A 13690-nucleotide genomic window follows, 5' to 3' on the forward strand; every position below is an offset into this window, starting at 1 on the left:
TTCAAGGGTTCAGTTTCGCCCCTGCCCCGCCATTGTCGTCGCCGCCATCGTTGCCACTATCGTCTCCGCTGTCACCATCGTCGACGCTGTCCCCTACGGCTGGATCGGCAGGCTTCAGCATGACGCCGTTGACGGTGACCGAACCGTCGGCCTTGGTGTTGACGACCCATTCCAGACGGCCGTCCGGCAGCGTCTTGGCAAAACCCTTCACCATCAGGGCGGCAGGCACGTATTGCCCCACTTCCGGTTCTGACTTCGCCGCCTCCTGCAGATTGGCGACGACCTTGTCGAAACCGGCGACATCGACGGTCAGATTTGCATCAGGCTTCATCTCGGGCGCCTGACCAGGGAACGTCATCTCGCCTTCCAGCGCGATTTCCATGTCCTTGTTCTTCACCGTGCTGTGACCGATGACGACCTTCGGCGTCTTGGCCATGAAGTCTGCTTTGAGCTGGTCGCCGAACTCGGCCGAAAGCGGCGGATCCCGATTGAGATCAAAGGCTTCGATCGCCTTCTTGGCCATGCTGTCGAGATCGATGTTGGCGCCGCCGAAGTTGAGGTCGATGTCGGTGGGCAGCAGCGTAGCGGTCCAGCCAGGAAATATCTGGGGGAAGGTCAAGCCGGAGGCCTTGATCGCATAGTCGAGCTTACCGTTCTGTTCGATGCCATCAGCCCCGAATGCGGTGCTCAATTGCGTCGCGCCGAAATCGCCGGCGTATGTTTCAATGGCCAACTTCTTGAATGTGTAGGTTCCATCTATTCGTTCCCACAGCGGTAGCGCAGCGAGCAGAAGTGCTTTGAGCTCCGCTTGATCGGCTTTCACGCGGTCTTGGTCTTCATGGGCCACGGCGAATGCCAAGAGATCCAGAAACGGCTTTGTCCGAATGGCTTTGGCCGTCACATCCACGGCGAGATCCGACGCCTTTATCGCTCCAACAGCCCTGTCGTCGATCTTGACCGTCTCGCCGAAGTCGGCCACCGCCTGTGTCAGGTTGAGGTCGACGCCGCCTTTCGCCGACTCGCGTGCGCTGAATTTGGACGAGCCTGAGCCGACGCTAAAATCCGTTACTTGCCTGGGCATGCGCGACGTCATCGTCATGCCCGCCATTGAGCTGGCGCCGCTGGTAAATGCCGCCAGCTTGGGGTCATAGACGCCCGTGAACTTGCCATCCTTGATGGCGATCTGCGCGCTTGCCTGGCCGTCCGGATTACCCACCTCGAATGAACCGCTGGTCGAAAAATCCGAGGAGACGTCCCAACTGCCGTCGCCGCGCGGTTTGACCACCAGCGTGTAAGGCGGGAAATCGAACTTCGGCAGATCCTGCTTCGGCAACCCCGCCGCAATCGCCTTCAAATCGAAGGTGATCTCGTAGGCATCGCCTACGACCAAAACCTTCAGAATGCCCTCGTTGATCGCCTGCTTGCCGACATAGCGGGACAGATCATCGGACAGCTGCTTTGCACCCTGGCTGTCGACAGTCTGACCCCAGGCAGGCGCGCTGACGGCAAGAACCAGAACAAATGGAAAAACACATTTCACTTCGACTCTCCCCCTTTATCCCGAATAGACAAAATTGCTTCTCTGGTAGAAAAATACTGTTGCAATCGCAAGACGAGGTTCTCTCTTACAACACCAGCCGCATCAATGGCCGGCCTGCCTTGCGTTCCACGAGCCTCTCGAACCCGGCCTTCTCGAAGACCCGTGACGAGCCGACGAACAGCCCTATCGAACGCGAATCCCGGGACAGGTCTATCGGGCAAGCCTCGACCAGCCGCGCACCATTCTCGCGGGCGAAGTCGATGCCGCCTTCGACGAGGCGGTGCGTGATGCCCCTGCCGCGCGCCCTGGTGCGGATGAAGAAGCAGGAGATCGCCCAGACGGCCGGATCCGTGGCGTCGGCGGGATCGACCGGCGCCGAGCCCCTGCCCTGATTGTTCCATTCGGGCACGTCGGCGCGCGGCCCGATCTGCATCCAGCCGACCGCCTTGCCGTCCTCGAAAGCCAGCAGGCCAGGCGGCGGGCCGGCCTCGATGCGCGCCTTGATGTGGTCCTTGTTGCGCTCGCGGCTGCTCTCGCGGCGCACCGCCGGCGCCAGCCGGAAATGCGTGCACCAGCAGCCATAGCAGGCACCCTGCTTGCCGAAGAGGTCCTCGAAATCCGCCCAAAGTTCGGGCGCCAGCGGCGCTATGGTCGTGCTCATGCGTTCTCCCCAGGCCAGCCTTGTCGCTGGCCTTGCACTGTCGTACCATTGCTTCTGTTCTCTTTATGTTCGCAGCGATGGCGGCCCCTGTCAACAATCCCGATCACGGTTTTTGCCGCGACTGCCTGACTTTTCAGCGCGGCGACGTCAGGCGTTGCGAGCGCTGCGGCAGCCCCAGGCTGGCGCGCCATCCGGAGCTTTACCGGCTGCATCTCGCCCACATCGACTGCGATGCTTTCTACGCGGCGATCGAAAAGCGCGACAACCCGGCGCTGAAGGACAAGCCGCTGATCATCGGCGGCGGCAAGCGTGGCGTCGTCTCCACCGCCTGCTACATCGCCCGCATCCAGGGTGTGCGCTCGGCAATGCCGATGTTCAAGGCGCTCGAAGCCTGTCCCGAGGCGGTCGTGATCAGCCCGAACATGGAAAAATACGTGCGCGTCGGCCGCGAGGTGCGCGCCATGATGCAAGCGCTCACGCCGCTGGTCGAGCCGCTGTCGATCGACGAGGCGTTTCTCGACCTTGCCGGCACCGAACGGCTGCACGGACTGCCGCCGGCGGTGGTGCTGGCGCGGTTCGCGCTGGCTGTCGAGAGGGAGATCGGCATCACCGTTTCGGCCGGTCTGTCCTACTGCAAGTTCCTCGCCAAGATAGCGTCGGACTTCCGCAAGCCGCGCGGCTTCTCGGTCATTGGCGAGGCAGAGGCGGTCGGCTTCCTGGCGACACAGCCGGTGACCATGATCTGGGGGGTCGGCAAGGCGTTCAACGCCACGCTGGAGCGTGACGGCATCCGCACCATCGGCCAGTTGCAGCAGATGGATCGTGCCGATCTGATGCGCCGCTACGGCACGATGGGCGACCGGCTCTATCGCCTTTCGCGCGGCGAGGACGTCCGCCGCGTCGATCCCGACCAGGATGCCAAGAGCGTGTCGGCCGAAACCACTTTCGACACCGACATCGCTTCATTGGATGAGCTTGTCGCTGTGCTGAGAGGGCTTTCGGAGAAAGTCTCGGCACGGCTGAAGAAATCCGGCATTGCCGGGCGCACCGTGGTGCTGAAGCTGAAGACCCAGGATTTCAAGCTGCGCACACGCAACCGCCAGCTTGGCGACCCGACCCGGCTCGCCGACCGCATCTTTCAGACCGGAGTCGAGCTTCTGCGTAAGGAAACGGATGGCACGAAATTTCGGCTGCTCGGCATCGGCGTCAGCGACCTCTCCGACGACGACAAGGCCGACCCGCCCGACCTGGTCGACGTCCAGGCGCGCAAGCGCGCCATGGCGGAAGGCGCCATCGATGCCTTGCGCGACAAGTTCGGCCGCAAGGCGGTGGAAACCGGCTATACGTTCGGCAAGGGCCGCGACGCCCACCCGCCGGAGCCGCTCGAGGAGTGAACCTCGTCAGGTGCGCTGCAGGTCTATCCGGCTCGTCACCACGCTCTTGCCGGTTTTCGGGTCGGTGTCGGTGACCGTCAGCCGGATGCCGTTCTCGCCTCTCTTCTCGACCGTCATCCGCGCCTTGCGATCACCGTTGACCTCCTTGGCCCAGCGGATGCCGAGATTGATCGCATTGCCCGAGCGGCTGCCGTTCAGCTGTGCCGGCCCGGTGCGAGACCCGACATAGACGCCGCTGTATTTCGCAGCTGTGACCTTCAAGTTGGCGCTGATGGCCCGCGTCAGCACGACGAGACCCCGGCAACTGCCGTCCAGCGAGAGCGAGGTTGATGTCGCATTCGACTTGAAGTTGCAAGATACACCAACGTTCGGGACGTCGGTGGTTACCTGGACTGTGCCCTTGCCGGCGAAATTCCCCTGGAACGACTGGAGAAATTTGGCCTCGTCGGCATGGGCCGCGCCCGCGGCAACCAGCAGGCAGCTCGCAAGTGCGAATTGCGTGAATGGTCTCATGGAAAGCTCTCCTTGTCGGCGTTGTTCCGCAAAGCACGGGCGAATATCGGACTCAACGCCCCTTGCCGTGTCAGGTTCCGTCAGCAACGCTGGGTGGCCCAGAACCTGGCTGGCCCAGAAGAATGCAACCGCTAGCGATTGCGGCAGGAGCTCCGGCCTGCGACATAGCGGGCATGGTACCCACCCCCTCCATCCCCAAGGCCGCGTTCTGGATGGCGCTGTCGATTGCCTCGTTCCTGGCGATGTCGGTCGCCGGCCGCGCCACGACAGCCGAGCTCAACGTCTTCCAGGTGCTGGAACTGCGCTCGGTGATCGGCTTTTTCATCCTTCTGCCGCTGGTGATGATGAGCGGCGGCTTTGCGGCAATGCGCACGCAGCGCCCCGTCGCCCATATTGCCCGCAACGTTATCCACTATACAGGCCAGGCGGCCTGGCTTTACGCCCTGACGCTGATCCCGCTGGCCGTGCTGATCTCGATCGAGTTCACGACGCCGATCTGGACGGCCCTCCTGGCGGTCAGCTTCCTTGGTGAAAGGCTGTCTCGCCCAAAGCTTGCGGCGATCGTGCTGGGGCTGATCGGCGTGGTGATCATCGTTCGCCCCGGAGTCGGTTCGGTCGATCCGGGACATCTGGTCGTGCTTGGCGCCGCGGTCTGCTTCGGCATCTCGGTGGTCATGGTCAAATCGCTGACGCGGACGGACAGCGTCGTGCGCATCATCTTCTGGATGCTGATCATCCAGTCGGTGGTCGGCCTCGTGCCGGCGCTCTATGCGTGGCGCAACCCGCCGCCGGAGCTGTGGCCATGGATCCTGCTGATCGCCTTCAGCGGCATGTCGTCGCATTTCTGCATGGCCCGCGCGCTTGGCTATGCCGACGCCACCGTCATTTCGCCGATGGATTTCCTTCGCGTGCCGCTGTCGGCGCTGATCGGCTGGCTGCTCTATCAGGAGCAGATCGACGCCTTCACCGCCGCCGGCGCATTGCTGATCCTCATGGGCAACCTGCTCAATCTGCAGCGGAAATCGGCAAAACCAGCGGAAGTAGCGGCATCCTAGACTAGAGCCGCCGTCGGTCAGCTTCCGTCGTCGGGTATGTTGAGAACATGCCCAAAGGCCTTGCAGTGCACCGCGTCCGGCTCGTGCCGTTGCAACCCGCACTGCGGACAGGGAAAGAACACCTTGGCCGGACGGAAGATCGCCTGCGCCAGCCTGACGAACAGCGATATGCCGATGATCATGGTGACGATCGCGGTCAGCTTGCCGGCAATGCCCGGCAACACGATGTCGCCAAAGCCGGTCGTCGTCACCGTGGCGACCGTGAAATAAAGCGCGTCGATATAGTTTTCGAGGCCGGCGCCGGCGCGGAAGAAGAAGGTGTAAACGAAGCCGGTGATGACGAACAGGAAGGTCAACAGGTTGATGACGGCGTGACTTGCTTCGCGCCAGGGTCTCAGGCCACGCATCTCGAAATGCCGCCAAAGCGAACCGCTGCGCGACAGCGACCACAGCCGCAGGATGCGCAGAAAGCCGAGATTGGCGAGAGCCGTCGGCATCAGCAGGGTCAGGAGAATGAAGACATCGACCCATGACGTCGGCTGTTTCATCAGCCGCAGCATGTCGTTGGAGGCAAGCAGCCTTGCAATCATGTCGGCGGCGACGAGGGCGGCGACCGCATAGTCAAGCCAGAGAAACGAGGTGGATTGCTGGATGACGGGCGTCGCGATGAAGAAAGCGATGATGGCAAGATCGATGATGATGGCCACCAGCTGGAACCGAAAAGCGCCGGGCGTACGCCCGTGATAGAGCCTGCGCAGCGTATCGCGCAGGCGCGCCGTCACCGAACCATCCCTGTCAGGCATCTTCATGGCGAGTGCGGCAAGAGCCGCCCGGTGAATGTCCGCTTGCCGGAAAGACTGGTGATCACACCAGTTCCACTTCGACCACGCCGGGCACCGCGCGCATCGCCGAGGCGATCTGCGGCGAAATCCGGTAGCGGTTCGGCAGTTCGATCTCGATTTCCCCCTCGCCTTCTTCCTTGATCAGCACGAAGCTCACCTGGCCTTCGCCCCTGACGGCAAGCTGGCCGGCCAGCGTGTTGATCGGAGCCGCGCTGCGCACGAAAATGCGCAACGCCTTCTGGATACGGCTTGCCTCGTCCTCCAGCGATTGCACGGTCTGGATGCGCAGGTTGACGCCTTCCGGCCTGTCTTCGGCCGCAACGGTGATGACGACGGAACGGCCGGGCTCGAGCAGGTCGCGATATTGCGCCAACCCTTCCGAAAACAGCACGGCTTCATACTGGCCGGACGTATCGGAAAAGGCCACGACGCCCATCTTGTTGCCGGTGCGCGTCTTGCGCTCCTGCTTGGTGGTGACGGTGCCGGCCAGACGCCCGGCGGCGGCGCCCCGCTTGACGGCGGCCGAGAACTCCGCCCAGCTCTGCACCCGCATCTTCTGCAGCGCCGCCTTGTACTCGTCGAGCGGGTGGGCGGACAGGTAGAAGCCGACCACCTGGAATTCGCGGTGCAGCCGGTCGGCGGCGAGCCACGGGTCCGTCGCCGGCAGATTGAGCGCCTGCGACTGGGCGCCGAGCGAGGCGCCAAAGATGTCATGCTGGCCGGACACCGCGTTCTGTTGCGCCAGCGATGCCAGCCCCATCATGCGCTCGACGCCTGCCATCATGGAAGCGCGGTCGTGGCCGAAGCAGTCGAGCGCGCCGGCCATGATCAGGCTTTCGAAGACACGCTTGCCGACGATCTTGGGATCGACCCGCTCGCAGAAATCGGCAAGGTTCTTGAACGGTTTTTCGCCACGCTGGGCAACGATGTGCTCGACCGCCGCGTCGCCGACGCCCTTGAGTGCCGCCAGCGAATAGTAGATGCGGTTCTCGCCCACCTCGAAAGCGCGGAAGCTCGTCATCACCGACGGTGCCAGAACCTCGATGCCGAGGCGCAGCGCGTCCTGGCGAAAATCGGCGAGCTTGTCGGTGTTGCCCATGTCGAGCGTCATCGACGCCGCCAGGAACTCGACCGGATAGTGCGCCTTGAGGTAGGCGGTCTGGTACGAGACCACAGCGTAGGCGGCGGCGTGCGACTTGTTGAAACCATAGTCGGCGAACTTGGCCAGCAGGTCGAAAATGAAGTCGGCTTGCGGCTTGCCGACGCCGCGCTCGACCGCGCCCGAGACGAAGCGCTCGCGCTGCTTGTCCATCTCGGCGCGGATCTTCTTGCCCATGGCGCGGCGCAGAAGATCGGCTTCGCCGAGCGAATAGCCGGAAAGCTCCTGCGCGATCTGCATCACCTGTTCCTGGTAGACGATGACGCCTTGCGTCTCCTTCACCAGATGGTCGATCTTGGGATGGATCGACGCCATCTCCTCCTCGCCATGCTTTCTGGCGTTGTAGGTCGGGATGTTCTCCATCGGCCCCGGCCGGTACAACGCCACCAGCGCGATGATGTCCTCGATGCAGTCGGGCCGCATTCCGATCAGCGCCTTGCGCATGCCCGCACTTTCCACCTGGAACACGCCGACCACCTCGCCGCGCGACAGCATGGCGTAGGTTTCGGGATCGTCGAGCGGTATCGTGGCCAGATCGATCTCGATGCCGCGGCGGCGGATCAATTTGACCGCTGTCTCCAGCACCGTCAGCGTCTTCAGGCCGAGGAAGTCGAACTTCACCAGCCCGGCCTGCTCGACATATTTCATGTTGAACTGGGTGACCGGCATGTCCGAGCGCGGATCGCGGTACATCGGCACCAGTTCCGACAGCGGCCTGTCGCCGATGACGATGCCTGCGGCGTGTGTCGAAGCATGGCGATAGAGGCCTTCCAGCTTCTGCGCCATGTCGAGCAGCGTCTGGACGATCGGCTCCTTCTCGGCCTCTTCGGCGAAGCGCGGTTCGTTGGCGATGGCGTCGGCGAGCTTGACCGGATTGGCCGGGTTCTGCGGCACCATCTTGGAGAGCTTGTCGACCTGGCCATAGGGCATCTGCAGGACGCGGCCGACGTCGCGCAGCACCGCGCGGGCCTGCAGCGTACCAAAGGTGATGATCTGGCCGACCTGGTCGCGACCATACTTCTGCTGAACGTAGCGGATCACCTCCTCGCGGCGATCCTGGCAGAAGTCGATGTCGAAGTCGGGCATCGACACGCGGTCCGGATTGAGAAAACGTTCGAACAGAAGGGAGAAGCGCAGCGGATCGATATCGGTGATGGTCGTCGAATAGGCGACCAGCGACCCCGCACCCGAGCCGCGGCCGGGCCCGACCGGGATCCCTTGCGCCTTTGCCCATTTGATGAAGTCGGCAACGATCAGGAAGTAGCCGGGGAATTTCATCTTCTCGATGATGCCGAGCTCGAAATTCAGCCTCTCGCGATACTGCTCGATCGTATACCCCGGAGTGGGGCCATGCGCGGCGAGCCGTGCTTCCAGCCCTTCATGCGCCTGGCGGGCCAGTTCGTCGGCTTCCGCTTTCACCGCGGCATCGGCATCGGCGACATCACCGCCGGTAAAGCGCGGCAGGATCGGATTGCGGTTCTTCGGATAATAGGAACAGCGCAGCGCGATCTCGACCGTGTTGTCGATCGCTTCCGGCAGGTCGGCGAACAGCCTGGCCATATCGGCCTGGCTGCGCAGGAAATTGTCTGGCGACAGCCGGCGGCGGTTGTCGGCGGCGACGACCGAGCCCTCGGCGATGGCGATCAGCGCGTCATGCGCCTCGTAATCGTCGCGCGCCGAGAAGAACGCCTCGTTGGTGGCGACAAGCGGCAATTCATGGGCATAGGCGAGATCGATCGAGGATTTCTCGATCATTCGATCGTAACCCGAAACCCGATCCAGTTCGACATAGAGCCGATCGCCGAACATCGTCTTGAGGGTCAAAAGCCGTGCCTCGGCAAGATCGCGGCGATCTTCCTTGAGCGCGATTCCGATCGGGCCGCGCGGCCCGCCGCTGAGGCAGATCAGCCCGTCACAATGGCCTTCCATCATTTCAGTGGTCAGATGCACCGCCTCGCCGGGTGGCGTTTCGAGGTAAACCCGGCTGACCAGCCTGACCAGATTGGAATAGCCGGCCTCGGTCGCGGCGATCAGGACCACCGGCCGCATCTCCGGACCTTGCCGTCTGCGGTCGCGCTGTCCGTCGCTGTTCTCGCCGGAAAAGGCGAGCGCGACCTGGCAGCCGATGATCGGCTGGATACCGTCCTTCACGGCCTTCTGCGCGAACTCCAGCGCGCCGAACAGATTGTTGGTGTCGGTGACGGCAATCGCCGGCGCCTCGTCCTTCACCGCGTGAGCCACCACCTTGCCAATCTGCAAGGCACCTTCCAGCAGCGAATAGGCCGAATGCACGCGCAGATGGATGAAGGGCCGCGCCGGCGCCTCTGGCCGCGCAGCCGCTATTGCGGCTTCGCGCTTCAGGGGATCGCGTGGAAGTCTGTCATCCGCCATGGTTTTCGTACTGCCTGAAGGACTTGAGTCGATGGGGATGTATTGTCCGGGACCGGGCGATGCCAGTCCAGCACAAACGACCTCTGACCACAGGCTTGCCCAGCCCCGCCCGGCTCGATCTCAGGCGAATTCCATGATCACCGCGTCGACAGCCAGGCTGTCACCCGGCTTGGCGTTGAGTTTCGAGACGACAAGGTCGCGTTCGGCGCGCAGCACGTTTTCCATCTTCATCGCCTCGACCACGGCCAGCGTCTCGCCAGCCTTGACCTCCTGACCTTCGGCAACGGCAATCGACACGACGAGGCCGGGCATCGGGCAGAGCAGCAGGTTCGACGTGTCCGGCGCCACTTTTTCCGGCATCAGCCTTTCAAGCTCGGCGATGCGCGGCAGCATGGCGCGCGCGGTCACCGACATGCCCTTCCAGGCGATGCGAAAGCCGTTGGCAACAGGCCTGATCTGAGCGGCGACCTTGCGCTGGCCTACCGTGCCGCGCCAGATCAGGTCGCCCGGCCGCCATTCGGATGAAACGGTCAGCGCCTTGCCACCCTCAATCGACAGATCGATCTCCATCGGAATGGAAATCATGCCTTCGAGGATGGATACCGACAAATAGCCCTCACCGATCTTCACCACCCAGTCGCGTTTGAGCGCGCCCGAATGTGGCGCCAGGCGCCCGCCCAGCCGGTCGAGCCGATCACGGCGCAGCAGTTCCACCGCGGTGGCGATCGACGCCAGAACGGCCTTTTCCTCGCTGTTGGGTACAATCGGCGCGAAGCCGTCGGGGTATTCCTCGGCGATGAAGGCCGTCGATATCCGCCCGTCCCGCCAACGCGGATGCTGCATCAGCGCCGCCAGAAACGGGATGTTGTGCTCGATGCCATCGACGATGAAGCTGTCGAGCGCCTCCGACATGGCGTCGATGGCCTCGATGCGCGTCGGCGCCCAGGTGCACAGCTTGGCGAGCATCGGATCATAGAACATCGAGATCTCCGAGCCTTCGGTGACGCCGGTGTCGTTGCGAATGACGATATCGCCAAATTGTCCTTCCTCCGGCGGACGGTAGCGCGTCAGCCGGCCGATCGAGGGCAGGAAATTGCGGTACGGGTCCTCGGCGTAGAGTCGGCTTTCCACCGCCCAGCCGTTCAGCCTCACATCACTCTGCTTCAAGCCGAGCTTTTCACCGGCGGCCACGCGGATCATCTGCTCGACCAGATCGATGCCGGTGACGAGCTCCGTCACCGGGTGCTCGACCTGCAATCGTGTATTCATTTCAAGGAAATAGAAGTTCTTGTCCTTGTCGACGATGAACTCGACCGTGCCGGCGCTCTGATAGTCGACCGCTTTGGCCAGCGCCACCGACTGCTCGCCCATGGCCTTCCTGGTCTTGGCATCTAGGAAAGGCGACGGCGCCTCTTCGACCACCTTCTGGTTGCGGCGCTGGATCGAGCATTCGCGCTCGCCGAGGTAGAGCGCATTGCCATGCGCGTCGGCCAGTACCTGGATCTCGATATGGCGCGGATCGACGACGAACTTCTCGATGAAGACGCGGTCGTCGCCGAACGAGCTCTTGGCCTCCGAGCGTGCCCGGTCGAAACCGTCCCGCACTTCCGACTGGCTCCAGGCGATGCGCATGCCCTTGCCGCCGCCGCCGGCCGAGGCCTTGATCATCACGGGATAGCCGATCTCGCCGGCGATCTTCTCGGCATGGTCGGCGTTTTCGATGACACCGAGCCAACCGGGCACCGTCGAAACCTTCGCTGCATTGGCGAACTTCTTTGATTCGATCTTGTCGCCCATCGCCTTGATGGCCTTGGGTTTCGGGCCGATGAAGACGATGCCTTCCGCTTCGAGCGCCTCACAGAAGGCAGCCCGTTCCGACAGGAAGCCATAGCCGGGATGCACGGCCTGCGCGCCCGTCGCCTTGCAGGCGGCAATGATATTTTCAGGCAGCAGATAGCTCTGCGCGGCGGGCGAAGGTCCGATATGAACCGCCTCGTCGGCCATCTCGACATGCACGGCGTCGCGATCGGCATCGGAATAGACGGCGACGGTGGCGATGCCCATCTTCCGCGCCGTCTTGATGACGCGGCAGGCAATCTCGCCACGATTGGCAATCAGGATCTTGGTGAACATGCGGATAGCATCCCTCGGTCGGCCGTTCCTTTTATGGCCTGTGCTTGCAGGGTCAAGCCGGCCATGCAAATCACTGCCTTTCAATCGATTTGCGATTCCAATTCGCCGCTGTGGCCCAGTTTCGGCACCAGCTTCCAGTTGATCGCATCGCCAAAACCTGAAAGCTTGAGCGTAAAATCGCCTTGGGAGGAATTGTCTTATGAAAACCCGCGCCGCTGTCGCTGTCGCCGCCGGAAAGCCGCTGGAGATCATGGAGGTCGACCTCGACGGTCCGCGCGAGGGCGAAGTGCTGGTCGAGATCAAGGCGACCGGCATCTGCCACACCGACGAGTTCACTCTGTCCGGAGCCGACCCGGAAGGCCTGTTTCCCTCCATCCTTGGCCATGAAGGCGCCGGCGTTGTCGTCGATGTCGGCAAGGGTGTCACCTCGGTCAAGAAGGGCGACCACGTCATTCCGCTCTATACGCCCGAATGCCGCCAGTGCCCGTCGTGCCTGTCGCGCAAGACCAATCTGTGCACCGCCATCCGCGCCACGCAGGGCCAGGGCCTGATGCCCGACGGCTCATCGCGCTTCTCGATCGGCAAGGACAAGATTTTTCACTATATGGGCTGCTCGACCTTTTCCAACTTCACCGTGCTGCCGGAAATCGCGCTGGCCAAGGTCAATCCCGACGCGCCCTTCGACAAGATCTGCTACATCGGCTGCGGCGTCACCACCGGCATCGGTGCTGTCATCAACACGGCCAACGTCGAGATCGGCGCGACGGCCGTGGTCTTTGGCCTTGGCGGCATCGGCCTCAACGTCATCCAGGGCCTGAGGCTGGCCGGCGCCGACATGATCATCGGCGTCGACCTCAATAACGACAAGAAGGCCTGGGGCGAGAAATTCGGCATGACGCATTTCGTCAATCCGAAGGAGATCGACGGCGATGTCGTGCCCCACCTCGTCAACATGACCAAGCGCGGCGCCGATCAGATCGGCGGCGCCGACTATACCTTCGACTGCACCGGCAACACCAAGGTGATGCGCCAGGCGCTGGAATCGTCACATCGCGGCTGGGGCAAGTCGGTCGTCATCGGCGTGGCCGGCGCCGGCCAGGAAATCTCGACGCGGCCATTCCAACTGGTCACCGGCCGCACCTGGATGGGTACCGCCTTCGGCGGCGCGCGCGGCCGCACCGACGTGCCGAAGATCGTCGACTGGTACATGGACGGCAAGATCCAGATCGACCCGATGATCACCCACACGCTGAAGCTCGAGGACATCAACAAGGGCTTCGACCTCATGCACGAGGGCAAATCGATCAGGAGCGTGGTGATTTACTGAGGAAGACCACAAGCCGCCGACCAACCGGCCTGCGACCTCTGTGGTTCAAAACTGGGAGGAGAAAAGAATGGCGGAGAAACTGCATCCGAAAATCGACAATGGCCTGCCCAAGGAAAGCGCCAGCTTTGCCGGCGGCACGCTGGTCTGCGCTTGCACCAGCAAGCCGGTGAAGGTGAAGGTCAAGGGTCAGATCGCCCACAATCATGCCTGCGGCTGCACCAAGTGCTGGAAGCCGGAAGGCGCGGTCTTCTCGGTCGTTGCCGTGGCCGGCACGGGCGACGTCACGGTCACCGAGAACGGCGACAAGCTGAAAGTGGTCGATCCCGCGGCGCTGATCCAGCGTCATGCCTGCACCGTCTGCGGCGTCCACATGCACGGGCCGGTCGAGCGCGACCATGCGTTCAAGGGCCTGTCCTTCATCCACCCCGAACGCTTCGTCGAGGACGGCTGGTCGCCGCCGGGCTTTGCCGCTTTCGTGTCCTCGATCATCGAATCCGGTGTCGACCCGAAGCGGATGGACGGTATTCGTGCGCGGCTGAGGACAATCGGGCTTGAACCCTACGACTGCCTCAACCCCGGCCTGATGGACTACATCGCCACCTGGACGGCCAAGAAGTCCGGAGCGCTGCCGGCGTGAAACTGACGGGCGGGTGTGGTTGCACCCGCCCGCCTCGG

10 protein-coding genes are annotated in these 13690 nt (G+C 63.0%); 4 read left to right on the plus strand and 6 right to left on the minus strand.

Annotated elements, in window-relative coordinates; all coding sequences use genetic code 11:
• Position 1: 1 nt before the first annotated feature.
• Positions 2-1540, minus strand: a complete 1539-nt coding sequence (locus tag NR193_RS08570) for a hypothetical protein (RefSeq protein ID WP_256750438.1) — start codon at positions 1538-1540, stop codon at positions 2-4.
• Between the two features lie 85 nt (positions 1541-1625).
• Positions 1626-2201: a GNAT family N-acetyltransferase gene (locus NR193_RS08575; RefSeq protein WP_091575163.1), complete on the minus strand. Its 576-nt coding sequence runs from the start codon at positions 2199-2201 to the stop codon at positions 1626-1628.
• Between the two features lie 65 nt (positions 2202-2266).
• On the opposite strand from NR193_RS08575, the gene NR193_RS08580 reads away from it, so the two are divergent.
• Positions 2267-3595: a DNA polymerase IV gene (locus tag NR193_RS08580; RefSeq protein WP_256750439.1), complete on the plus strand. Its 1329-nt coding sequence runs from the start codon at positions 2267-2269 to the stop codon at positions 3593-3595.
• A 6-nt stretch (positions 3596-3601) separates the two neighbouring features.
• Here the strand turns inward: NR193_RS08580 and NR193_RS08585 are convergent, their stop codons facing one another.
• Positions 3602-4108, minus strand: a complete 507-nt coding sequence (locus NR193_RS08585) for a hypothetical protein (protein ID WP_256750440.1) — start codon at positions 4106-4108, stop codon at positions 3602-3604.
• 173 nt (positions 4109-4281) lie between these two features.
• On the opposite strand from NR193_RS08585, the gene NR193_RS08590 reads away from it, so the two are divergent.
• Positions 4282-5163, plus strand: a complete 882-nt coding sequence (locus NR193_RS08590; RefSeq protein WP_256750441.1) for a DMT family transporter — start codon at positions 4282-4284, stop codon at positions 5161-5163.
• A 17-nt stretch (positions 5164-5180) separates the two neighbouring features.
• Here the strand turns inward: NR193_RS08590 and NR193_RS08595 are convergent, their stop codons facing one another.
• The 3 genes from NR193_RS08595 to NR193_RS08605 all read right to left on the minus strand — a co-directional run bounded on the left by NR193_RS08595 (position 5181) and on the right by NR193_RS08605 (position 11688).
• Positions 5181-5966 (minus strand): potassium channel family protein, encoded by a 786-nt coding sequence (locus NR193_RS08595; protein ID WP_375162697.1) that lies wholly within the window; start codon positions 5964-5966, stop codon positions 5181-5183.
• A 61-nt stretch (positions 5967-6027) separates the two neighbouring features.
• On the minus strand, positions 6028-9555 hold the full coding sequence (dnaE, locus tag NR193_RS08600; protein WP_256750443.1) for a DNA polymerase III subunit alpha: 3528 nt from the start codon (positions 9553-9555) through the stop codon (positions 6028-6030).
• A gap of 120 nt (positions 9556-9675) precedes the next feature.
• Positions 9676-11688, minus strand: a complete 2013-nt coding sequence (locus NR193_RS08605) for an acetyl/propionyl/methylcrotonyl-CoA carboxylase subunit alpha (protein ID WP_256750444.1) — start codon at positions 11686-11688, stop codon at positions 9676-9678.
• A gap of 199 nt (positions 11689-11887) precedes the next feature.
• Here NR193_RS08605 and NR193_RS08610 point away from each other — a divergent pair, with 199 nt between their 5' ends.
• Together NR193_RS08610 and gfa are read left to right on the plus strand one after the other, a co-directional pair.
• Positions 11888-13015, plus strand: a complete 1128-nt coding sequence (locus NR193_RS08610) for an S-(hydroxymethyl)glutathione dehydrogenase/class III alcohol dehydrogenase (RefSeq protein ID WP_256750445.1) — start codon at positions 11888-11890, stop codon at positions 13013-13015.
• Between the two features lie 67 nt (positions 13016-13082).
• Positions 13083-13652 (plus strand): S-(hydroxymethyl)glutathione synthase, encoded by a 570-nt coding sequence (gene gfa, locus NR193_RS08615; protein WP_256750446.1) that lies wholly within the window; start codon positions 13083-13085, stop codon positions 13650-13652.
• Positions 13653-13690: the final 38 nt, after the last annotated feature.

Source organism: Mesorhizobium sp. Mes31, assembly GCF_024519675.1.
Taxonomy (GTDB): Bacteria; Pseudomonadota; Alphaproteobacteria; order Rhizobiales; family Rhizobiaceae; genus Mesorhizobium.